The sequence below is a fragment of the Erythrobacter sp. S249 genome (assembly GCF_057364975.1).
Map to the genome: position 1 here is coordinate 2,140,836 of NZ_CP200287.1, position 20,249 is coordinate 2,161,084.

Sequence of the window (20,249 nt, forward strand, 5' to 3'; positions counted from 1 at the left end):
GGTTTGCGTCTAGTCTATTTTGACGAATGCAAGGTTCAAGATGGCGTCCAACCATATTATTGGTTGGGCGCCATTTCTATTGATGCTGATCGCGTCCATGAAGTGGAAGAGCAGATAAGCTCGCTGGCTGAAACGTACTTTGGCACTAAGGTCCTCTCACGAGAAACTGAGTTCCATGCAAAGGACATTTTTCACCGCAAGCATCAATTTCGCGAATGGTCCGACACCGCGAAGAGGGTTGAATGTTTAGAGAAGCTTGCATCTGTCGTTGGAAATGATGAGCTAGTTAGGCGGCTTTATGTGAGGATTGATCCAGCTCGAATGCTTAGAAAGCATGGGTGGGAGGACGACGCATTTATGTATCTCGTCGAAAAGATACAGCGCGATTCTCGAGAGCTCGATTGTCAGTCGATCATGATTGGTGACTTGGACGGCGCGTTTTCCGAAGCGTCGGTAGCAAACCTGTCTCGCTACCGTTCCAAAGGAACAGAGTATCATTTCGGCATTGAAATAGACCGTATCATTGATTCGGTCTATTTCATTCCTTCGCATCACAGCCGGATGCTGCAGCTTGCTGACATCTATACGTACTGCCTTCAGCTAAATGACTCCCCCTTAAAAGAGAACTATCCGCGTAAACGCTTAAAGGAACATTTGCGGAGTGAGACTTCTCTCTTGCGCCCACATAAATACAAGGAATGGCCAACCGAGTGGTCTTGGCGCAAGTAAGAGTAGAGTTCTCCGCCACAAAGCGCACCTAGCGATCAAGCGCACAATTTACTGTACCCTCGGCGTTCAAGAAGCGAGAGGGCCGAGAAGCTTAGAGTAAGTCAGTCCCCCTACCGTTTACGGGAGGGGTTAGGGGTGGGCGAGGCTTGGTCTGATCGCACCCGAGGCACGTCTAGCTCCGGCAAGGCTCTGTCCTCGAGCAAAAACGCTCACCCTTTAACACGCGCGATTTCCTCGCGGACAGCCGTCACCACCCCATCATTATTCTCAAGCACCTCCGCATTGGTAAATCGCAAGACATTGTATCCCTGTGCGACCATCCACTGATCGCGGGTCTCATCGCGCTGTGGACTGACATCGTGGCTATGCCCATCGAGCTCGATGACGAGCTTCAACTCGCGACAGAGGAAATCCGCGAAATAGGGGCCAACTGGCATTTGCCGACTGAACTTCACGCCAAGTTGACGGCGCGACAGGCGCTCCCATAAGGAGCGCTCTGCTGGTGTCGCTTCATTGCGCAAGGCACGGGCGCGTTTGGTATTGCGAGGTTGCCAATTGGGCATGGTGTTCTTTTGCCCACCCCCAGCCCCTCCCGCAAGCGGGAGGGGAGTAATTAGAGTTAGCGACTGCAAGCCTCGCGGATGCGCTTGCGCAGCACGAAAAAATCAAGCCCCGCTCAGCAGCACCTTCGAATACCACACATGAAACGGGATCGCCGCTTTGACGAGCGGGCGGTCGTGCCGTGTTAGCCAGCTGCCAAACATCAAAACTGTGCTGCCCTCGCCGGGCTGAACCGACAGCCAGCTCGCGGTTGCGCCAGAAAAATCGCGCAGCAGGATTTGGGGGTTTTTTGTGTTCCGCAGCGCATCCGCGCTGCGATCTCCTCGGCCCTCGCGGGCCTGCGGGCGGGCGGTCGCCCTTGCGGACCCTGCGGGTCCGTGCTCCGCGGCCAAGCCATCTGCATCAGCGTCCCAACGCTCCACCACATTCCACGCTGCGAATTTCTGTACCTCGCCGCGCGCCAGCTTTGCCGCATCGTCATTGCTCGCGCCGCGCCCGATCAGGCCCAGCGCCAGCCGCTCCGGCCGGAACGCCATGCTGCAATAAAACCGCTCAATAAACGCCGCCAGCGTCACCTCCCCCGGCACCGCGCGCGCATAGCAATCGCGGTAATCATCCGGCCCGCCAAATTCGGCGAGCAGGCTGCCCTCTGGCACATCGCATGCGGTTACCTTTGCCATAGGGCCAGCATAGACCCATCGCAAAACCATCCAAGTGCAATGCGCACACCGCCCCTTGATTGCTCTTCATTCGCGTGTATTATCTTCATAACACACCTTCGGGAGTCTTTATACATGACCATCATCCGCGTTTTGGCCGCCGCTCTGGCCCTTACCCCCATAAGCGCGGCGACTTTCGCCCCCGCCGCCGCTGCGCAGCCGGCGACCACCGCCGCTCCGATCCCGCCGATTGACGAAGCGCGCAGGCAAGTGATCGCCAATGATGGTGCGCTGTTCTGGGCCGCGTTTGAGGGTTGCGATGCGGACCAGTTGGAGCCGCTGCTGGCCGACGATTTCCGAATGCTTCACGATCTGGGCGGCCTGGTCGCATCGGACAGGGCAGGCTTTATCGGCATCGTGCGAGAGCAATGCGCGGCGCGCCAGCCGGGCGGTAAGAACGCCGGATATATGAACCGCCGCCTGTCCGTGCCCGGCGTGCGCCAGATCACCAAGCTGGGCGATTGGGGCGTGCTCGAACGGGGCTCTCACACTTTTCAGGAGCTACGGACCCGGCCAGCGGGCACATATGGCGCGGATGATCCCGGCGGGCCAGCATGGGTGCAGGTTGGCGGCGCGCGCTATATCCATGTGTGGAAATGGATGGCGGCAGAGGGGCGCTTTCGCCTGCTCGAAAGCCTCAGCATCGATCACGGCGCCGCGCCGCAATATCCACCAGCGGGCGAGTAACGGCCGGGGCACCGGCGGCTCCTGTGGTGCCGCAGCGCCCAGACTTTCTCGCTTATCGCCAGCGGGCTTCTGGGGCGCCGCATGGAACGCAATGCCGCCTGCCCTGTTGGTGAAGGGAGACATATAGGAGAACGCCATGCGAAAGCTAACCACGTCACAATCACCCGCCCTGATCGCCGCCATCGGTGCGTCACTCGCGCTGGCCGCGTGTAGCGGCGCGGCAGAGGACACCGCAGCCGAGGCGGAGACCGGTGAGATGCAGGGTATCGAAGACGCCATGGCCGCCGATGACACCGTGACCGGCGCAGAAATCGTCGAGGCTGTGCCCGGCGTAGAAGGCGCCGCCCCCGAAGGCGACACGCCCAACACCGCCGAATTGGAAGAGCCGGAAAATCTCAACACCAACGAAATCGGCGAAGATCAGTAGCGCAGTAAAGTGATGGGCGCGCAGGTCGCGGGCAGCATCGCTTTCCTACAGCGGCCTTGCGCGGGTACACGGCGCGGATGGACCACGCGCGACTTCAATCGGAAAAAGCGATCAATACGCCGTTTTGTGATCGATTGGATTTAAGCGCTAAGACTGTGTTCCAGGCGTTCCAAGCGTGGCTCAGCAGCGACGAGCTGAGTGCGGGCGCGGCGTGCAGCTACACTTGGCCCCAAGCTGCGGGCGGTGCCTCCACCTCATTGGCGAGGTCGAACTCAACCCGGAAGGTGCGGCCCATGTAGCGGGCCTCGCAGGAGCCATCATCGCCCTTGTCGCGCGCCATGCGGATCGGGCGGGTGAGGGTGTAGGCGAAGGTGGGCGTCTCGCTGCCCGCTGGATCGGCCTCGACGCTCCACGTGTTGACGATGGAGGCGCAATAGGCGCCCTCAAACTCAGGGCGTTCAAACAGGGCGATGCTCTCTGCGTCGACGGGGAACTCCTGACGCGATGCGGTGCCGGCATTCGCGGTGTCGCCGCCATACATGGTGACGGCGTCCTCCTCGCCGTCCTCATGGCGGTGGTCATGCTTGAGGCGCAGGCCGGTGTCGGTCTTGGTGATCAGCCAGGTGCGCGATCGGTCCCAGACGCCAGGCTCGGTCTCGATGTGAAAGGGGATGGCGATGCGCGTGTCGCTGCATTCGCGGACCTGCATGACCATGGCCTTGCCTACGAAGTCCGCATCCGCCTCGTCCTCGCTGGTGAGCTGGCCGGCATAGGCCTTGCCGCAGTGGGTGGAGAGCGCGGCCCAGAACTCAGCCTGAGTGTCAGCGCCCGCCGCTGGCGACGCGGAGTCATCGGCTGGCTGGGTGCAAACGGCGGTGAGCGCCAGGGCGGCGATGCCGGTGGCGGCGAATCTGAGGGATGTGATCATGCCGCTTGGTATCAGCGCGGCCTGCCTCGCGCCACCCGCTCAGCACCAGTCGATGCGCAAACGAAAAGGGGCCAGCGCGTGGCCGGCCCCGATCGTGGGTCAAGCGCTGCCAGCAGCGCGGTTGTGAAGCGAGCCTTAGAACGCCAGCGTCTCTGGGTCTGGCATAGGCTCTTGCTTCTGCGCTTTGAGGAAGCTCATCACGCTGCGCACGCCAACCCAGACGGCGATAACTGGTAGTAGCAGCAAGCCGATCAGCACGAAGGTCAGCAGACCTGCGACGATTGAGGCTGCGAAACCAATCCAGAACGTGCGGATCAGATAGGTGTAGTGCGAAGCCATCCATGGCTCCTGATCCTCGCCCTTCCACACATGGGCGAGAACGATGCCAACAAGGCCGGTGATTCCGGTCACAAAGCTGGCGAGATAGAGCAGGCTGATGATAGTCGGACGGTTGGCGTCAAAGCCGCCGTTGTGCGGCGCAGGTTGGCGATTGCCAGAGCTAGGCTCTGGGCTGTTGGTGTTGGTGTCGTTCATTGCATGATCCCCCATGAGATGCGTTTACGTGTTCCTACGTAACGTAACGTGCGTGTTGTGCAACTGCTCCCATCCACAACACGGCGCCGCGTCCTCGCGCTCACTCGCACCAATCACGCGGTGTTGTGCCCCAGCCCAATGCGGCGGCAAGATCGCGTTCGATCATTGTATCGGCCAAATACTCATAGCGATTGCCGGATTGCTTGCGCCGCACCTCGCGCAGCTCGCGGCCATATTGGTCATAGGGCGGCTCGTCCGCGCCGCTCCACTCAAACGCGCCCTCGCTGAGCCAAGCATGGAGGAAATCGCGAGCCTTGATGGCGCGGGTTCGCTCCGCCTCGCAGGTTCCGTCCAGCTCCGGTGCGTCGTACCCGGTGAAGCGGATGCGGCGGGCCTGCTCGCCAAAGCCGATGGCCAGCGTATCGCCATCGATCACGCAGCCTTGGACGGCCCCGTCGCTGCGAACGCCGCACAATCCGTAGTCGTTCTCGACCGCGATCCATTCGTCTGTCGCAGTGAGCGGGCGATACACAAACCACCACAGCGCGGTGACGACGGCGGCCAGCACAATCACGCGCGCCGATGCCCACCAGCTTCGTCGCCGTTTGCGTGCTCGTCCTTTGAACATGGCGGGCGTGTAGCAGTCTCCCACTTGCCAAAGCAAAGGGCCGCTCAGGATTACTCCCAGCGGCCCTTACACGTTTCAGGTCCGGGTCAGCGCCCGGATGTCCGCCAGCTTAGGCGGTGATTTCGGTCAGCGAACCGTTGCCGTTTGGCGTTTCGATGTCGACGCATGTGCCAGCATCAACATAGGTCCAGGCGTTGCCTTGATAGTCTTCGGTGCTGGTGCCAGCACAGCTTGTGCCTGGGCCTGCTGCACAGTCGTTCTTGCCAGCGAGTGAAACGCCGAAGCATTTCTCTTTCTCGCCGCCGCCGGCCGCTGCCAGAGCTTCTGCTTCGGTGGTTGCTGCGCCGTCTTCAGCCGGGGCTGAGCCGCCGCCTGAACACGCTGCTGCAAGGCCTGCAGCGATCGCGAGAGTGAAAGAGCCTTTAGTGCGAGTAGTGATCATAATGTCCTCCAAAAAATCCAATCGGCGGTGGTAATGCACGCACCGCCCACTGAGCAGTTCGCAGTCCGCAAGGAAAAGGTTACGCGCCGATGCAATTCAATTGCAAGTCTGCGCGTGCAATTTGACGTGAGCGCAGCTCTGCACAGCGCTTTCCAGCGAGCGAGTTAGCCGCTAAGCGCTGCGCTCAGCGTCCGGGTCATCACAGCCTCGGGCGCGCCCGCAAAGTTTCAGCAAAGAAGAGCGCTATCCATGACCGCATCCAGCGAGCCGCAAGCCCAAGAGATCGCCAAAGCGCAGGTCTTGATCGAGGCACTGCCCTATTTTCAGCGTTATGCTGGGCGCACTTTTGTGGTGAAATATGGCGGGCATGCGATGGGCAACCCTCAGGCCGCGCGCGACTTTGCTGAGGATATTGTGCTGCTGAGGGCGGTCGGGATTAACCCGGTCGTGGTGCACGGTGGCGGCCCGCAAATTGGCGAGATGCTGGAGAAGCTGGGCGTTGAGACCACCTTTGTTGATGGGCTGCGCGTTACCGATGAAGCGACCGCAAAGGTCGCAGAAATGGTCCTCTCTGGCGCGATCAACAAACAGCTGGTCGGTTGGCTGGCAGAGGCGGGCGGCAAGGCGCTGGGCATCTCTGGCAAGGATGGCGGGCTGGTGCGCGCACGCAAGGTAGAGCGGACCACGCGCGATCCGGAAAGCCACATTGAACAAGTCGTAGATCTCGGCTTTGTAGGCGAACCGGCGGAGGTCGACACCAGCGTGATCGATACCGCGGTTGCCGCTGGCATGATCCCGGTGATCGCGCCCATCGCGGCGGGTGAAGATGGCGCGACCTATAATATCAACGCCGACACGATGGCCGGGGCGATTGCAGCCGCGCTGGGGGCAGCGCGCCTGTTTCTGCTCACTGATGTGGCGGGCGTGCTCGATGCAGACGGCGAACTTTTGACCGATCTCAACCCGGCGCAAATCGGGACCTTGCGCGACAGCGGCGTGATCAAAGGCGGCATGGTGCCCAAGCTGGAGACCTGCGTAACGGCGGTCGAATCTGGCTGCGAAGCGGCGGTTGTGCTGGATGGCCGGGTGGCGCACGCAATGCTGCTCGAATTCTTCACAGCACGCGGCGCTGGCACGCTGGTGCGCGCGTGAAACCGCTGTTAATGCTGGAATGAAGCGTATTAGTCGGGTAATACGGCCTTAGGGACTTCAACCGAGTGGTGCAGCATTTGCCCCACCCACCAATGAAAAGACCAAACGATGCAAGGATTATACGCCGTTTACGACATTGTCTCGCTGCTCACGAGCGCGCTGATCATGCTCATCATCATTCAATTTGTGATTGGCCTGCTGTTCGCCTTTAACGTGGTGAGCCCATCCAACCAGTTTCTGATGTCGTTCTACAATTCGATCAACAGCCTGCTGGACCCGGTGCTGCGCCCAATCCGCAACATCATGCCCGCAACCGGAGCGATTGATTTCTCGCCCTTGGTGCTGATCATCACGTTGCAAATCATCCTCATCATCCTGGGCGCCGTGATCAACAGCGTCTGACCTCACGTAAATCAATGGGAAGCCTGCCAGAATGACCGCCACACGAATTGACGGAAAAGCCTTTGCAGCCAAATTGCGCGAGCGTGTTGGCGCATCGGCGGCGGCATTTGCCGAGGCAGCCGGGCGAAAGCCGGGCCTCGCCGTGGTGCTGGTGGGAGAGGATCCGGCGAGCAATGTCTATGTCCGCTCCAAAGGCAAGGCGACCGTCGCTGCCAATATGGAGAGTTTTGAGCACCGTCTGCCCGCAGACACCAGCGAGGCGGAATTGCTCGCGCTGGTGGATCAGCTCAACAATGATGATGCGGTCGATGGCATCTTGGTTCAGCTGCCGCTGCCCAGCCATCTCGATGAACAATCGATCATCGCCTCGATCAGCCCGGATAAGGACGTCGATGGCTTTCACGTGATCAATGCCGGGCGTCTTTCGGTCGGCCAATCGGGGTTTGTCCCATGTACGCCGCTGGGCTGTATGATGCTGCTGACGGACCGGCTGGGCGATCTTTCCGGTCTGGAAGCGGTTGTGATTGGTCGCTCCAACATCGTGGGCAAACCGATGGCTCAGCTGCTGCTGGATGCCAATGCCACCGTCACCATCGCGCACAGCCGGACCAAGGATCTCGCGGCCGTTGTTAAGCGCGCGGACATCGTTGTTGCCGCAGTTGGTCGTCCAGAGATGATCGGCAAGGACTGGCTAAAGGATGGCGCGACTGTGATTGATGTAGGCATTAACCGGCTGCCGCCAGAACCCGGCGCAGAGAAGGGGCGGCTCGTTGGCGATGTCGCCTATGACGAGGCCAGCGAAGTCGCCGCCGCGATCACGCCCGTGCCCGGCGGGGTTGGTCCGATGACGATTGCTGTGCTGCTGCGCAACACCTTGGTTGCCGCGCATCGCAACGCGGACCTCGCCGTGCCAGAGGGGCTCTAGCATAGTCTGAAGATCCCGTTCGCCCTGAGCTTGTCGAAGGGCTGCTCTTCCTACAAGAGCATTGGTGTAAGTATAAGAACAGTGCTTCGACAGGCTCAGCACAAACGGAGTAGTTGATGATCTGCGCATTCAATCGCACATTGGTGCTGGCGAGCCTTGCCGCCCTGTCAGCCTGCGCTGCCCCTCAGCGCGGCCCATCAAACGACGTCATCAACCGCGTTCTGGTCGGCGTCCCGGGTGAGGCTCAGCCAAGCCGCATTGTTGCGACTGAGGTCGCCTTTTCCCGCACCGGTAAAGAGCAAGGCGTGCGCACGGCGCTAAGGCAATTTGCGACTTTGGGCGGCCAGATCCACTTGGGCGAAGGCGTGGTCGATGTCGCCACTGCTGGCGGCTTTAACAACGACCCAAATGAAGCCCCGGAATTTGGCACGCGCAGCGTCTGGATGAGCTGCGATGGGGCGACCGCCGTTAGCCAGGGCCGCTTCCGCGACAAAGACGGCATTGTCGGCAATTACACCGCCGTGTGGGAGCGTCAGGGCGTTAGCGACTATCGTTATTCCTATTTTGTATTCGGCCCAGACAACCCTCAGCCGCCGCCGCGTGAGGCGCCGCAAGAGGGCGATATTGTGGTGACTGCGCTCGATACCATTCGCGCCGATGTGGCTGATTGTTCGCGCCGCGGCGAAACCATTCCCTCACCGCCGCCCGTCACTATTGGCGAAGGCTACACCGAGGGCGGTAAGCTGTCGCGCGATGGCACTTTGCGGTGGCGCTGGGTCCATTATGACGACACGCGCCGGCGGTTCGTGCTTGATTATCTCAGCAAGGGCAGCTGGAAAACGGCCTATGATGAGTTGTTCAACCTGGCGCTTGAAACAGAGGAATAGCAGCGATGCTGCCTGAACTGTTCGTCTCTGCTTTTATCACTCTGTTCGTGGTGATCGACCCGCCCGGCTGCGCACCGATTTACGCTGGCCTGACCAAGGGCGCGACCCCTGCTCAGGCGCGTAATATGGCGCTGAGGGCGAGCGGAATTGCCGCGGTTATTCTCGTGATTTTTGCCTTCTTTGGCGAAGATTTGCTCTCCGCTTTGCATATTGAGCTCAATTCGTTCCGGATTGCGGGCGGGCTGATGCTGTTCTGGATTGCGTTTGAGATGGTGTTCGAAAAGCGCACACAGCGCCGCAATGAACGCGCCGATAAGGTCAGCGCTGCTGAGGTTAAGGACGTCTCTGTCTTTCCGATGGCCATGCCGATGCTTGCCGGGCCGGGCGCGATTGCTGCGGTCATGCTGCTGATGAACGAGGCGGATGGGTTTGAAGAAACTGCTGAGGTGTTCGCTGCGCTTGGTCTGGTGCTGATAATTACCGCGATTGCGCTGGTTGCCGCCGGTCCGTTGATGCGCATCTTCGGCGATAAGGTGGAGGCGGTGATCACTCGATTGCTCGGTGTGCTGCTTGCCGCGCTCGCTGCGCAATATGTGATCGACGGCCTGCGCGGCGCCTTTGCGATCAGCGGCCCAGCGGTCTAATCGGTAATTTCAGTTTCAGGATAGCCAATTAGGTCAAGCGATGCGCGGCCTGCGTCGAGGACACGTGTCGGCTCTGATGCCAAGCGCGCCGAAGCAAATGCGCCGTGAAGCAATTGGGCGAGCGTGCGCCCGAGCGCCTTGGGATCGCCTTTTGCATGGCCGGAGGCGATCGCATCCGCTGCAATTTCGCACATATGGGCCTCGATTGCGTCAAATACCCGCGCTGCTTCCAAGCGCACCTCTGGCATGTCTTGGCCAAGTTCCAGCGCAAGACCGACAATCGGGCAGCCATGTACATCGCCTTCTTCATCGCAGGTGTCGGCATGGACTTGATAAATATGGCGATAGATCGCCGCGAGCCTGGCCTGAGGCGCTGCATGGTGCTCCGCGCTAAACCGGAAAACCCGATCTAGAGTTGCGGCGCCATGCTGCTTGACAACCGCCAGAGCGAGGTCACGCTTATCGGCGAAATAGCGATAGATCGTCGCCTTGTTCACCTCCGCAGCGCTGGCGACCTCGTCAACGGCAACACCGTGAAAGTTGCGGCGCCAGAACAGGCCGGCGGCAACGGAGATGATGTGGGCGCGGGTGCGCTCACCGCGCGTGGCAAAGACCTGTACGTTCATAAGTAACCGTTTAGTTCGGTTGATGGCGGGCCGCCAGCCTTGAGCTGCGACGCGGGGTTGCAGAAGCTGTTGGGCGGCATGTTCAAATGCCGCCTGCTTGCGTTTCTACTCCCTCTCATTCCGCTCATATTCATGCTCTCGCCGTCAGTCTTTTTTTGGAATTGTCTAGGAGGGTGCGTGATTCATTTAGAAAAGTCTTTGCGGGCGGGGCTCGCTCCCATCTGGCCAATCGCGCTGGCTCTGGCGTGCTCGATGCCTTCGCTCGCCGCCGCTCAATCCCGCAGCGAACCCTTGGCGCAGCTGACCCTTGAGGAGGTTGAGGCGCAGATTCAGGCCGGCGACCTTGGCAAGATCCGGGCGCTGTCTGCCGAGCAGCACGGCGAAACCGTCTATCGCAAGCGCTTTGGCAAAGGCGAAGTTGGCGACCGGGTTGATATCAAATCGGCTGGTAAATCGATCACGGCGCTCGCCGTGGGCGCGGCGATTGCTGATGGAAAGCTCGCCGGGGTTGATGTGAAGGTGTGGCCCTTTCTCAGTTCGCCGCGCGAAGGGCCGCACGGCGCGATAACCATTGGCGATCTGCTATCAATGTCATCCGCGCTTGATTGCAACGATTGGGAGCGCCGTTCGCCGGGTCAGGAAGAAAAAATGTATCGCACGCGCATCTGGCGCGATTTTGCGCTTGGCCTGCCCGCGCGCGAATACACTCGTGATGCAGACGGCGACGGGCCATTCTCCTATTGCACGGCGGGCGTGTTCCTGCTGGGCCAAGTGGTTGAGAAGGCGGTGGGCGAGCGGTTTGACCTGTACGTTCAGCGGCGGTTGTTTGATCCGCTGGGCATCGATGGCGCAGACTGGCGGCGCTCGCGCAGCGGCGAGGTGCAATCGGGCGGCCAGCTGACGATCAGCGATACCGCCTTACTCAAAATCGGCCGGATGGTGCTGAACATGGGAGTTTGGGAGGGCGAGCGGATTGTCCCGCGCGAATGGATCAAATCCATGCTGACCCCGCGCCATCAGTTGGGCGAGCATGTCTATTATGGCAGGTTGTGGTGGGCGATACCGCTGCGCTCGTCGCGGGGATTTGAAGCGGCGTGGATGATGAAGGGCAATGGCGGCAATATTGTCGCCGTCGTGCCGAATATGGACGCTGTGCTGGTTGTGCAGACCGAGAATTACAACAAGAGCAATGCCGAGCGCCGGGCGTTTATGGCGCTCACCGCTTTGCTAAAGAGCCTGTCGGTACCGGAGGAGAAATAGCCGCCAGTCGGCGCGGTGCGCGCCGAAAGGCCAGGTCAGAGCTCGCGCTACTGCAGCGTCATAATCTCCTCGCCGCCATCGCCGCGGCCAAAGAACTGCATCAGCTGGATCAGCAATTCGCAGCGCGCGTGGATGTTCTCTGCCTCCAGCAATGCTTGCTTTGATGCGGGATCGAACGGCGCGATTTGCGAAACGCCGTTGATGAGCGAAAAATCGTCAAGCCGCTCGACCGAATCCCAATCAACGCTGTAGCCCTGTGCGCTCGCGAACCGGCGCGCCTCTTGTTCAAAGCCTGCGCGCTCAATCGCGCTCAGCACGTCGTTCTCATCATCTTCGATCAGCTCGCCCTCGACCTGGCGAAAGGCGGTGGCGACATCCAATTCGCGGATCAGTTTAAAGCGCGCCTCGCCCTCAAGGATGAGGTTGTATCGGCCATCTTCCATCGCCTCGACTTCGCCAATGCGCCCGACACAGCCGATCGTGTAAAGCGGCGCGCCGTCGATGGAGCGCTGCGGCTGGATCAGAGCGATCTTGCGGTCCCGCACCAAGGCATCTCCCACGAGCGAGCGATAGCGCGGCTCAAAGATGTGCAGCGGCAATTGCAATCCCGGAAACAGGATCGCGCCGGGCAGAGGGAAGATCGAGAGGCGGGTCATGCTGGGCTTAGCCGAACAGGATCTTTGACAGGCGGCGGCGCGTGGTGACGACCCACTCGTCTTCGAGACCAATGGCCTCAAAGATTTGCAGCAGTTTCGCTTTCGCCGCGCCGTCGTTCCACTCGCGGTCTGCGGTGACCATAGCGAGCAGCGTGTCCGCCGCCGCGTCGCGCTCTCCGCCGGCAAAGGCGGCCTCGGCATAGGCGAGCTGCGCATCCATATCCTCTGGGGCTGCCTTGGCGGCGCTTTGCAATCCGGCCAGCTCGCTGTCGTCCACTTGCGTGCCAGCAAGCTCTAGCGCGCTTCTTGCCGCGGCAATGGCCGGGTCCTTGGCAAGGTTCTCGTTTTCTTCGATCGCGGCCAGAACTTGGGCCGCTTCCTCGGTCTTGCTCAATTGGATCAGCGCCCGGACCAGGCCGGAATGCGCAATCCCATGGTTGGGGGCAAATTCCGTGATCTGAGCAAACATGCCGGCTGCGCGGTCGGCATCGCCTTCCATCAGCGATTGCTCAGCCATGCCGATGGCTTGCTCGATCTCTTCTGGCGAGGGGCCTTGCGGCTCTCCATCGGCCGCGCCCGCCTGGATCGGCAATTGCGAGAGCAGTTGATCAAGCGCGGCCTTCATTTCCGATTCGCTGCGTGCGCTGGTCAGGTCGGCAACCGGCTGCCCCTGAAACATCGCATAGACGGTTGGGATGGACTTGACCTGAAACTGCCCGGCGATGAATTTCTCTTCATCGACGTTGAGCTTTGCCAGCACCACGCCCTTGTCGGCGTATTCAGCGGCGACCTTTTCCAGCATCGGGGCCAGCGCCTTGCACGGCCCGCACCATTCCGCCCAAAAGTCGAGGATCACCAGTTTCGTCTGTGACGGCTCGACCACTTCGGTGCGGAACCGATCAACCGCTTTTTGCTCTTCGAGATTGAGACCCATGCTGGCCAAGGGTTTGCTCCTGTTTGTGCCGCGCGTTTGCGCGCAATTGCTGTGACATCACGCAATGTGGGGCGCGGGGGGTGGAATGTGAAGGTCTGAGTTTTGCTGGCGCGAGCACGTTTGGCAATCGATCAGTTGCCAAAACATGAGACTTTTTGCGGCAAATGACTTTTAGGCTTGCAGGCCTGCGTGCTCGCTGCTAGCTGCCCACCTCCCCGGCGAGGAATAGCGAATCTATCGCATCCACGCAGAGCGTCAGTGAGCGGGCGTAGCTCAGGGGTAGAGCACAACCTTGCCAAGGTTGGGGTCGGGCGTTCGAATCGCCTCGCCCGCTCCATTTCTTTCAATTTGCGAATGTATCCCCCTCGGGGGAGTTGCATGTGATCGGCATGGCGTATTCGCTTGTGTGCTCGCCTCGTGCCGGGCGCAGTGCGGGTCACGGTGCCGCTCATCGGTCATTCACAGCGATTCGTCGAACCACAAGAGAAGATGCTTGCAAGCGTGAGCGCCTCTGCTAGGGGCGTGATACGTTATCACATCTAACTACTCTCGATCAGGGACGATCATGAAACCGACAACCTCTCATTTGGCGCTTGCCACTGCTCTTTCGCTTGGGCTGATTACAACCCCCGCCGCTGCACAGGCACAGGCGGAGCCAGAAAGCGATCAGGCCGAAGAACGCCTTGCCGATGATCTGCACAATCGCCAGGTCGATGCCGAAGGCAATATTATCGTCAGCGCCGCCGGTCTGGCGCAATTGGACGTGCTTGCTGGCACTTCGGTGCTTGAAATTGAAGACATACAGAAAAACCTCAACGGGCAGATCGGCGAAGTCCTCGCCAAATTGCCCGGCGTATCCGCCACCAGCTTCTCTCCCGGCGCATCACGCCCTGTCCTGCGCGGCTTCCAAGGTGAGCGCGTACGCGTCTTGGTTGATGGCCTCGGTACGGCCGACGTCTCCAACACCTCGGCTGACCATGCGACCACGATTGAGCCGCTGACAACCGAGCGGATTGAAGTTCTGCGCGGCCCAGCTGTGCTGTTGTTCGGCAGCCAGGCAATCGGCGGCGCGGTCAATGTCATCGACAAGCGTATCCCGCGCCGGATGCCAGACGAGGCGTTGCATTTCGATGCGATTGTGGCGGCAGACACTGCAAGCGATCTGCGCAACCTTGGCGCGTCGCTCGATCTGCCGCTCGGCAACAGCTTCGTGTTCCACGTCGATGGCAGCTATCGCAACACCAATGATCTAGAGATTGGCGGTTTCCAAATCGCGCCGGAACTGCGCGCTCAAATCCTCGAACTGGCTGACGAAGAAGAGGCCGAGGGTGAAGTTGAAGAGGCAGCGGAACTGCGCGAAGCAGCCGAAGCGCGCGGCGTCATCCCGAACTCCGCAACCGAAACCTGGACGGCCAATGCTGGCCTCAGCTTCATTTCCGGCAACAACGTCTTTGGCGCCTCGATCGGCTTTTACGACACCGATTACGGCGTCCCCGGCCGCCCGGGTACGGAGCACGCCCACGGCGAAGAAGGTGAAGAGGAAGAAGAGGGCGAGGAAGAGGGTGAGGAAATCGTCACCATTGGCCTTGAGCAATTCCGCGCAGACTTCCTGGCCGATCTCGATCTTGGCGATGGCTTCTTCGAGCGGCTGAAAATCCGCTTTGGTTATTCCGATTATACCCACACCGAATTTGAAGGCGACGAAATCGGCACCGTATTCGATTCTGAAAGCCTTGAGGCGCGGGTCGAACTCTTGCAAAGCGAAACCGGGCCGTCGCGCGGCTCGATTGGCCTGCAATACACGTACCGTGATTTCCAGGCGATTGGTGAAGAGGCCTTTGTCGCCCCTAATGTTACCGATCAGCTCGCTCTGTTTGCGCTGCAGGAATTTGGCCCTGGTCCGATCCAAGTTGAGGCCGCTGGCCGCGCCGAATTCACTGATGTCTCCTCGCAGGAGCTGGGCGTCTCGCGTGATTTCACCAATTTCTCAGGTGCACTGGGTCTGGTCTACGAGGCTGACGATGCCTTCCGCGCAGGTGTGAACGTCTCGCGCGTCGAACGCGCTCCGGCGGCGGAAGAATTGTTCGCCAATGGCCCGCACATTGCGACCCAGCAATTTGAAATTGGCGACACCACACTGGTAACCGAAAGCGCATGGGGTGTCGAAGCCTTCGCACGCGGCCAAGTGGGCCCGGCAAAATTCAGCCTCGCGGTCTACAACCAATGGTTCGACGACTACATCTTCCTGTCCGGTACGGGTGAAGAAGAGGACGAGCTGCCTGTGTTCGTCTTCCTTCAGGATGATGCGAACTATTTCGGCATCGAGGGCGAGGTTCAATTCCCGCTGTTCAAAAACGGCGGAATGGAACTGCTGGCGGACCTGCGCGGTTCCTACGTTCAGGCAGAGCTTGACGACGGCACCGCTGTTCCGCGTATTCCGCCGATCGAATTGCTCGGCGCGCTGGAGCTGCAAACCGATGCATTTGACGCGCGTGCGGAAGTGCAATGGTTTGGCGAGCAAGACGATGTCGACGCGTTTGAAACAGAAACCGATGCGTTTGCGTTTGTGAACCTGTCGGTGGCTTGGCGCCCTCTGCCTAGCCGTGAGAACGTGACCCTGGTGGTCGGCGTCGACAATCTGTTTGATGTGGTTGGCCGCCGCCATGCAAGCTTCACGAAGGATTTCGTGCCGCTCGCCGGACGCAATCTGAAAGCGAACGTCCGCTTCAGCTTCTAACTTCGCCGCTTAAGCGGGAACGCAATAAAAAGGGCAGGCCCGGCGAATGCCAGGTCTGCCCTTTTTGCGTGCTTATGGTCGCTTTGCCTGCAGATTAATTCTCCAAGGCGAACGTCAGGTCAGCATGCTCCTCGAGCCGCTTGACCAGATCCTCGCCCATGAACGAACCCGGCGTGCCAATGCCGCCTTCCGCCTTGCAGCTGAGCAGGCCAATCGCGGTTTCTGCGATCATCCGGCTGGTTGAGCCATAGCCCGGATCATACTTGCCTTTGACGCCGTAATGCAGGCTTTCGCCGTCGGGCATGTCAGCGACGAACAGAACGTCGTAAAATCCGTTTTCGCGCTCTTCCTTGCTGGGGCCTTCACCCGGCTTGGGCGGTTTTGCGCCGAACGGGTTCTTCATCATTTCCGCGGCCGCATTGGCCATCTTCTTGCCCGCGTCGCCCGGGCTGGTCAGCACCATTTCATCATAGACGAAGTCTTCGCCATATGGGTGGCCAAGTAGGAAGTTCGTGCGGTGGACGTTCTTGGTGTTGATCGCCGCCATCACAAACGGAGCGGCCCATTTGTCGAGGTCTTTCTCATAGGTCGGGACCATGCCGGAGGGCTGGCTTGGCCCCTCAAAGCCTGGGGTCAGACCGAAGGAGCTGCGTAGTACGTTGATGAGCTTGGGGTTCTTTGCCACCGCCTTCATCGTTTCGGTCATGCTGGCAACCGTGCCGCCTGATGCGCCGCCTGCCATTGCGCGCACGCGCCCGCGGATTTTGGGTGCTGGCTTGCCAAAGCGCTTCATCGCTTCTTTCTGAGCCATCAACACGCCGAGGTCGAAGGGGATAGAATCGAACCCGCTGGAGAAACAGATCCGCGCGCCGCTGGCCTTGGCCGCATCGCCGAACTGGTCGATCTTCTCCCGCATCCATGTCGGCTCGCCGCACAGGTCAGTGTAATCCGTGCCGGTTTTGACGCAGGCCTCAACCAGATTGTCGCCGTAAAGCTGGTATGGTCCAACCGTGGTCAGTACGACTTTGGTCCGCGCACACATCGCCTCCAGGCTGGCCATGTCATCGGCATCAGCCACCACCAAAGGCGTGCTGGCCGGCGCGCCAATTTCGTCGCGCACCGCCTCCAGCTTTTCTAGGCTGCGCCCGGCCATCGCCCAGCTGGGCCCATCATCGCGGCTGCCATAATGATTGCTCAGATGCTCAGCAACGAGCCGTCCGGTAAACCCGGTGGCGCCATAGATGATGATATCGAATTCGGTCTTAGCCATGTTTTGTCTCCTTTGACCCGTTCAATGCGCTTCGCATGTCTGAGAGTCAAAGCCGCTACGGCAGCTCCGGTTCCAAGATGCCGCTATGCAAAACCCTTGTTGGTGATAGGCAATGGTTCTTCTAAGCCTGTGTCAAAACAAGGAGTGATTACGCGGCATGACAATGGACAACATGGTCTTTCTTTCGGGGGTCGAACTCGAAGACGGAACGCTTATGGTTGCCGCGCAAAACGGCGAGTTCGATATCCGGGAAACGCCGCACACCATCATCTGTGATCGTACGCCAGATGGCGAATGGCGGCACGCTGCGCACACCAGATGGGTGACGACCGGGATTGCGCCCAATCTTGCCAAAGATGGGATTGCGATCCTCTCTCCTCATTCGGATTTTGTCCAATTTGCGCGATCAGGGCATGGCAAGAAAAAAGTGCTTGAAGAGGACGGTGATCGGCCTCCTACATTCCGGTGTCTCGAAGCGATTGGTGAGCGACTCTATGCAGGAGCCACAGACAACCACCTCTTTGAGTTTGACGGCTCGCAATGGTCACAAATTGCACAGGAAGCGACCACTGAGGCTGAACGCATTAAGAGCTTTGATGGCGTGACTGGGTTTGGCCCCGATGAGGTGTATGCCTTTGGGTGGTCAGGATCGGTATGGAGCAATTCTGGGGGCACCTGGCATCAGGCGAAGTCACCTTCAGATCGAATGCTCTCCGCCGGGACGGTCACAGATGATGAGGTGTTTATCGCCGGTCAGCTCGGCACCATCTGGAAAGGGCGAGGGAATGATTGGGAACTGGTCGATAATGACGGTTTCAACATCGACATCTGGTCCGCCACTGCTTTCGAGGGTGCTGTCTACTTTGGCACAGCGCAAGGCATCTTGCGGTTCAAAGATGGCAAGATAACCCCGTTCAAATCTCTTTCAGCCGATATGCGAACCTGCATGTCGGTGTTCACTGGGCCAAGCGGGCTTTGGTCGATTGGCTCCTCAGACATCGCACTGTTCGATGGGTCGGACTGGCATTCGATCACTCAGACCTAAGACCAGGTTGATGGACTTGCTCTGAGACCGAAGCTTTGAACTTTGCTGACTCTACAACCTCGGTAAGGTCACGCCGCGTTGGCCCATATATTTGCCGGCGCGGTCTTTGTAGCTCGTCTCGCAGCGCTCATTGCCCTTCAGGAACAGGAATTGGCACGCGCCTTCATTGGCGTAGATTTTGGCGGGCAGCGGCGTGGTGTTGGAAAACTCCAGCGTCACATGCCCCTCCCAGCCCGGCTCCAGCGGGGTGACATTCACGATGATCCCGCAGCGCGCATAGGTGCTCTTGCCTAGGCAGATCACCAGCACGTCGTCGGGCACGCGGAAATATTCGACTGTGCGCGCCAATGCGAAGGAGTTGGGCGGGATGATGCAGACATCGGTCTTGCGGTCGACCAAGCTGTCCGCGTCAAAACTCTTGGGATCGACCGTGGCCGAGTTTACATTGGTGAAGATCTTGAACTCATCCGCGACCCGCGCGTCATAGCCATAGGATGAGAGGCCATAAGAGATGACGCCCTCACGCCGCTGAGCCTCAACAAAGGGCTCAATCATGCCGTTGGTCTGAGCCTGCTTGCGAATCCACTTGTCTGAAAGAATAGTCATTCGTGATTGATTCCCGATTGGCACGTTACCGGCAAGCAGAGCGACTATCTTATCCCGATGAGTCTTTGTCCGCTTCGATGAAGTCGCGAGGGTCTACTAGCCGAGCGGCTTCCGTTTCGCGGATGAAACGGTCAAGCAGATAGATGTGCCCCGAACCGTAGAGCACCAGCACCCGTTCTCCCGGCTCCAAAACCGTTTGGATATTATTGAAGATACGCAGATTGCGCGCATACCAACTGCCAACCCATGCTGCGCCGGGGTTGAAGGTATTGTCACCAAAGCGTGCGAGTTTGAAATACTGCCTATGGTCCCGAAGGCGCGCATCAGGAGCGTTCAGGTCGTAATACCATTGCGAGATTGACTGGCCGCGCATGATAGCAGCTCTGCGATTGAGTTCTTCCTGCTCCGTTTGGATGAAGTTTGCCAGTTCATCTTCAGCGCCATTATCCTTGGCCCAGCTGAGAAAGTCATACTCAGACCATTCGCCGGGCGCGCTCTCGTTCCAATCAGCTGCATACACTTTCGTATGGCCAAGCTGCCTGGCAAGACGCATTCCGATCTGGTTTCGCTCATTGGCGCTTGGGGCGAGTTCGCTGCGAAGATAGCTCTGATATTCCTGATCAAGACCTGTCTGATCAGAAAAGTCCCATTCGAGTACAACACGGGTTGGCTTCCATCGCGCAAGGCTATTCAGCAAGTGTCCGATATCGTCCTGACGTTCAGTGGTTAGAACGTCTTCGATTGGCATGTTTATGAGGTCGCGATTGTTGTTCGCAAGGTGGAACGAGGCCAACAGCATGATCTCAGCTTCGGATTGCCGGACGTCTGCCTCTTTGGCAAAACTCGGAGTTGTGATGGCTGCTACTCCTATGAAGATTGCACTGAACGATCGCCAGAAGTGGGACCTCCTCACTTAATCACCTTCGCACCCAGCGCCGGATTAAGCCCCGTCACATGGTTCAGCCATTTCTTCGGGCGTCTCAACATATTGTCGGGGTAGTTCACCTTTAGCCCCGCGATCTGCGCCATTGCGCCGACAAAATGGATGCAATTGCGCGTGTCGAGATCGTAATATTTGCCCGGCGCACTGCGCCATTTGCTGACCTCGGCCTTCACCCGCTCATATTGCGCATCGGTCAATCGCACACTGAAATGGCGGTTGGTCTTCTTGAGATATTTCGGCTTCTCAACGCTGATGTCGTGCACCACCGGCCCTTGCAAAATCGCAGGCGAGACCTTCTTGGCGGTGAAGCCATAATTCTCGTTCACCACCTTGCCCGATCCCAGCGTCCCCTCCAGCACGATGAAGGTATGGGGATAGCGCCCAAACAGCACCGATCCATTAAAGCTGTGAAAATGCATGGTCACCGCCGCAAAGGCGGGCCCGCTCCAGATGAGCGCGAGTAGCGTGACGATGAGGGTTGCGATCCGTTTCATGGCCGGCGTGATA

Annotated in this window: 24 protein-coding genes and 1 tRNA gene; 12 read left to right on the plus strand and 13 right to left on the minus strand. The window is 59.4% G+C overall.

Features of this window, described 5'->3' with window-relative positions; genetic code table 11:
* Positions 1-3: 3 nt before the first annotated feature.
* Complete coding sequence (locus AC0V6V_RS10165; protein WP_486165265.1) at positions 4-729, plus strand: DUF3800 domain-containing protein; 726 nt, start codon at positions 4-6, stop codon at positions 727-729.
* A gap of 209 nt (positions 730-938) precedes the next feature.
* Here the strand turns inward: AC0V6V_RS10165 and AC0V6V_RS10170 are convergent, their stop codons facing one another.
* On the minus strand, positions 939-1,292 hold the full coding sequence (locus AC0V6V_RS10170; protein WP_486165266.1) for an endonuclease domain-containing protein: 354 nt from the start codon (positions 1,290-1,292) through the stop codon (positions 939-941).
* 102 nt (positions 1,293-1,394) lie between these two features.
* Positions 1,395-1,970 carry a hypothetical protein gene (locus tag AC0V6V_RS10175; RefSeq protein WP_486165267.1) on the minus strand — a complete coding sequence of 192 codons (576 nt, stop codon included), beginning with the start codon at positions 1,968-1,970 and terminating at the stop codon, positions 1,395-1,397.
* A gap of 114 nt (positions 1,971-2,084) precedes the next feature.
* On the opposite strand from AC0V6V_RS10175, the gene AC0V6V_RS10180 reads away from it, so the two are divergent.
* Together AC0V6V_RS10180 and AC0V6V_RS10185 are read left to right on the plus strand one after the other, a co-directional pair.
* Complete coding sequence (locus AC0V6V_RS10180; protein WP_486165268.1) at positions 2,085-2,696, plus strand: DUF4440 domain-containing protein; 612 nt, start codon at positions 2,085-2,087, stop codon at positions 2,694-2,696.
* 136 nt (positions 2,697-2,832) lie between these two features.
* Complete coding sequence (locus AC0V6V_RS10185) at positions 2,833-3,123, plus strand: hypothetical protein (RefSeq protein ID WP_486165269.1); 291 nt, start codon at positions 2,833-2,835, stop codon at positions 3,121-3,123.
* A gap of 217 nt (positions 3,124-3,340) precedes the next feature.
* Here the strand turns inward: AC0V6V_RS10185 and AC0V6V_RS10190 are convergent, their stop codons facing one another.
* The 4 genes from AC0V6V_RS10190 to AC0V6V_RS10205 all read right to left on the minus strand — a co-directional run bounded on the left by AC0V6V_RS10190 (position 3,341) and on the right by AC0V6V_RS10205 (position 5,655).
* A complete protein-coding gene (locus tag AC0V6V_RS10190) occupies positions 3,341-4,051 on the minus strand; it encodes a hypothetical protein (RefSeq protein ID WP_486165270.1) in 711 nt (236 codons plus the stop codon).
* 135 nt (positions 4,052-4,186) lie between these two features.
* Positions 4,187-4,585, minus strand: a complete 399-nt coding sequence (locus AC0V6V_RS10195; RefSeq protein ID WP_486165271.1) for a DUF4870 family protein — start codon at positions 4,583-4,585, stop codon at positions 4,187-4,189.
* 100 nt (positions 4,586-4,685) lie between these two features.
* Complete coding sequence (locus tag AC0V6V_RS10200) at positions 4,686-5,213, minus strand: thermonuclease family protein (protein ID WP_486165272.1); 528 nt, start codon at positions 5,211-5,213, stop codon at positions 4,686-4,688.
* 109 nt (positions 5,214-5,322) lie between these two features.
* Complete coding sequence (locus AC0V6V_RS10205; protein WP_486165273.1) at positions 5,323-5,655, minus strand: BufA1 family periplasmic bufferin-type metallophore; 333 nt, start codon at positions 5,653-5,655, stop codon at positions 5,323-5,325.
* 249 nt (positions 5,656-5,904) lie between these two features.
* Between AC0V6V_RS10205 and argB the strand changes: the two genes are divergently transcribed.
* The 5 genes from argB to AC0V6V_RS10230 all read left to right on the plus strand — a co-directional run bounded on the left by argB (position 5,905) and on the right by AC0V6V_RS10230 (position 9,665).
* Complete coding sequence (gene argB, locus AC0V6V_RS10210; RefSeq protein ID WP_486165274.1) at positions 5,905-6,807, plus strand: acetylglutamate kinase; 903 nt, start codon at positions 5,905-5,907, stop codon at positions 6,805-6,807.
* A 108-nt stretch (positions 6,808-6,915) separates the two neighbouring features.
* Positions 6,916-7,209, plus strand: a complete 294-nt coding sequence (locus tag AC0V6V_RS10215) for a YggT family protein (RefSeq protein ID WP_472640829.1) — start codon at positions 6,916-6,918, stop codon at positions 7,207-7,209.
* A 31-nt stretch (positions 7,210-7,240) separates the two neighbouring features.
* Positions 7,241-8,134, plus strand: coding sequence for a bifunctional methylenetetrahydrofolate dehydrogenase/methenyltetrahydrofolate cyclohydrolase FolD (folD, locus tag AC0V6V_RS10220; protein WP_486165275.1), 894 nt, complete (start codon positions 7,241-7,243; stop codon positions 8,132-8,134).
* A gap of 116 nt (positions 8,135-8,250) precedes the next feature.
* Positions 8,251-9,021, plus strand: a complete 771-nt coding sequence (locus tag AC0V6V_RS10225; protein WP_486165276.1) for a hypothetical protein — start codon at positions 8,251-8,253, stop codon at positions 9,019-9,021.
* A gap of 5 nt (positions 9,022-9,026) precedes the next feature.
* Positions 9,027-9,665, plus strand: coding sequence for a MarC family protein (locus AC0V6V_RS10230; RefSeq protein ID WP_486165277.1), 639 nt, complete (start codon positions 9,027-9,029; stop codon positions 9,663-9,665).
* Here the strand turns inward: AC0V6V_RS10230 and AC0V6V_RS10235 are convergent.
* The gene (locus AC0V6V_RS10235) at positions 9,662-10,291 is read right to left on the minus strand and encodes a TetR/AcrR family transcriptional regulator (protein WP_486165278.1); all 630 of its coding nucleotides are present in this window, start codon (positions 10,289-10,291) and stop codon (positions 9,662-9,664) included. The two genes, AC0V6V_RS10230 and AC0V6V_RS10235, sit on opposite strands and share 4 nt — an antisense overlap.
* A 177-nt stretch (positions 10,292-10,468) precedes the next feature.
* Here AC0V6V_RS10235 and AC0V6V_RS10240 point away from each other — a divergent pair, with 177 nt between their 5' ends.
* Positions 10,469-11,551 carry a serine hydrolase domain-containing protein gene (locus AC0V6V_RS10240; RefSeq protein WP_486165279.1) on the plus strand — a complete coding sequence of 361 codons (1,083 nt, stop codon included), beginning with the start codon at positions 10,469-10,471 and terminating at the stop codon, positions 11,549-11,551.
* A 47-nt stretch (positions 11,552-11,598) separates the two neighbouring features.
* Here AC0V6V_RS10240 and AC0V6V_RS10245 read toward each other — a convergent pair whose 3' ends face one another.
* A complete protein-coding gene (locus AC0V6V_RS10245; protein WP_486165280.1) occupies positions 11,599-12,207 on the minus strand; it encodes an LON peptidase substrate-binding domain-containing protein in 609 nt (202 codons plus the stop codon).
* Positions 12,208-12,214: 7 nt separating this feature from the next.
* Positions 12,215-13,141, minus strand: a complete 927-nt coding sequence (locus AC0V6V_RS10250) for a tetratricopeptide repeat protein (RefSeq protein WP_486166084.1) — start codon at positions 13,139-13,141, stop codon at positions 12,215-12,217.
* Between the two features lie 262 nt (positions 13,142-13,403).
* Between AC0V6V_RS10250 and AC0V6V_RS10255 the strand changes: the two genes are divergently transcribed.
* Positions 13,404-13,478, plus strand: a tRNA-Gly gene (locus tag AC0V6V_RS10255).
* Between the two features lie 228 nt (positions 13,479-13,706).
* On the plus strand, positions 13,707-15,878 hold the full coding sequence (locus AC0V6V_RS10260) for a TonB-dependent receptor (RefSeq protein WP_486165281.1): 2,172 nt from the start codon (positions 13,707-13,709) through the stop codon (positions 15,876-15,878).
* A 94-nt stretch (positions 15,879-15,972) separates the two neighbouring features.
* On the opposite strand, the gene AC0V6V_RS10265 is transcribed toward AC0V6V_RS10260, so the two are convergent.
* The gene (locus AC0V6V_RS10265) at positions 15,973-17,148 is read right to left on the minus strand and encodes a saccharopine dehydrogenase family protein (protein ID WP_486165282.1); all 1,176 of its coding nucleotides are present in this window, start codon (positions 17,146-17,148) and stop codon (positions 15,973-15,975) included.
* Between the two features lie 157 nt (positions 17,149-17,305).
* Here AC0V6V_RS10265 and AC0V6V_RS10270 point away from each other — a divergent pair, with 157 nt between their 5' ends.
* Complete coding sequence (locus AC0V6V_RS10270; RefSeq protein ID WP_486165284.1) at positions 17,306-18,193, plus strand: beta propeller repeat protein; 888 nt, start codon at positions 17,306-17,308, stop codon at positions 18,191-18,193.
* Between the two features lie 51 nt (positions 18,194-18,244).
* On the opposite strand, the gene dcd is transcribed toward AC0V6V_RS10270, so the two are convergent.
* From dcd to AC0V6V_RS10285, 3 genes are all read right to left on the minus strand, one after another.
* The gene (gene dcd / locus AC0V6V_RS10275; RefSeq protein WP_486165285.1) at positions 18,245-18,799 is read right to left on the minus strand and encodes a dCTP deaminase; all 555 of its coding nucleotides are present in this window, start codon (positions 18,797-18,799) and stop codon (positions 18,245-18,247) included.
* Positions 18,800-18,848: 49 nt separating this feature from the next.
* On the minus strand, positions 18,849-19,598 hold the full coding sequence (locus AC0V6V_RS10280) for a DUF5694 domain-containing protein (protein ID WP_486166322.1): 750 nt from the start codon (positions 19,596-19,598) through the stop codon (positions 18,849-18,851).
* Positions 19,599-19,708: 110 nt separating this feature from the next.
* The gene (locus tag AC0V6V_RS10285) at positions 19,709-20,236 is read right to left on the minus strand and encodes a hypothetical protein (RefSeq protein WP_486165288.1); all 528 of its coding nucleotides are present in this window, start codon (positions 20,234-20,236) and stop codon (positions 19,709-19,711) included.
* Between the last annotated feature and the right edge of the window lie 13 nt (positions 20,237-20,249).

Coding starts and splice junctions, on each gene's coding strand:
- AC0V6V_RS10170 (WP_486165266.1), bottom strand. CDS start 1,292: ATGCCCAATTGGCAACCTCGCAATACCAAACGCGCCCGTGCCTTGCGC.
- AC0V6V_RS10175 (WP_486165267.1), bottom strand. CDS start 1,970: ATGGCAAAGGTAACCGCATGCGATGTGCCAGAGGGCAGCCTGCTCGCC.
- AC0V6V_RS10180 (WP_486165268.1), top strand. CDS start 2,085: ATGACCATCATCCGCGTTTTGGCCGCCGCTCTGGCCCTTACCCCCATA.
- AC0V6V_RS10185 (WP_486165269.1), top strand. CDS start 2,833: ATGCGAAAGCTAACCACGTCACAATCACCCGCCCTGATCGCCGCCATC.
- AC0V6V_RS10190 (WP_486165270.1), bottom strand. CDS start 4,051: ATGATCACATCCCTCAGATTCGCCGCCACCGGCATCGCCGCCCTGGCG.
- AC0V6V_RS10195 (WP_486165271.1), bottom strand. CDS start 4,585: ATGAACGACACCAACACCAACAGCCCAGAGCCTAGCTCTGGCAATCGC.
- AC0V6V_RS10200 (WP_486165272.1), bottom strand. CDS start 5,213: ATGTTCAAAGGACGAGCACGCAAACGGCGACGAAGCTGGTGGGCATCG.
- AC0V6V_RS10205 (WP_486165273.1), bottom strand. CDS start 5,655: ATGATCACTACTCGCACTAAAGGCTCTTTCACTCTCGCGATCGCTGCA.
- argB (WP_486165274.1), top strand. CDS start 5,905: ATGACCGCATCCAGCGAGCCGCAAGCCCAAGAGATCGCCAAAGCGCAG.
- AC0V6V_RS10215 (WP_472640829.1), top strand. CDS start 6,916: ATGCAAGGATTATACGCCGTTTACGACATTGTCTCGCTGCTCACGAGC.
- folD (WP_486165275.1), top strand. CDS start 7,241: ATGACCGCCACACGAATTGACGGAAAAGCCTTTGCAGCCAAATTGCGC.
- AC0V6V_RS10225 (WP_486165276.1), top strand. CDS start 8,251: ATGATCTGCGCATTCAATCGCACATTGGTGCTGGCGAGCCTTGCCGCC.
- AC0V6V_RS10230 (WP_486165277.1), top strand. CDS start 9,027: ATGCTGCCTGAACTGTTCGTCTCTGCTTTTATCACTCTGTTCGTGGTG.
- AC0V6V_RS10235 (WP_486165278.1), bottom strand. CDS start 10,291: ATGAACGTACAGGTCTTTGCCACGCGCGGTGAGCGCACCCGCGCCCAC.
- AC0V6V_RS10245 (WP_486165280.1), bottom strand. CDS start 12,207: ATGACCCGCCTCTCGATCTTCCCTCTGCCCGGCGCGATCCTGTTTCCG.
- AC0V6V_RS10250 (WP_486166084.1), bottom strand. CDS start 13,141: ATGGGTCTCAATCTCGAAGAGCAAAAAGCGGTTGATCGGTTCCGCACC.
- AC0V6V_RS10260 (WP_486165281.1), top strand. CDS start 13,707: ATGAAACCGACAACCTCTCATTTGGCGCTTGCCACTGCTCTTTCGCTT.
- AC0V6V_RS10265 (WP_486165282.1), bottom strand. CDS start 17,148: ATGGCTAAGACCGAATTCGATATCATCATCTATGGCGCCACCGGGTTT.
- AC0V6V_RS10270 (WP_486165284.1), top strand. CDS start 17,306: ATGACAATGGACAACATGGTCTTTCTTTCGGGGGTCGAACTCGAAGAC.
- dcd (WP_486165285.1), bottom strand. CDS start 18,799: ATGACTATTCTTTCAGACAAGTGGATTCGCAAGCAGGCTCAGACCAAC.
- AC0V6V_RS10280 (WP_486166322.1), bottom strand. CDS start 19,598: ATGCTGTTGGCCTCGTTCCACCTTGCGAACAACAATCGCGACCTCATA.
- AC0V6V_RS10285 (WP_486165288.1), bottom strand. CDS start 20,236: ATGAAACGGATCGCAACCCTCATCGTCACGCTACTCGCGCTCATCTGG.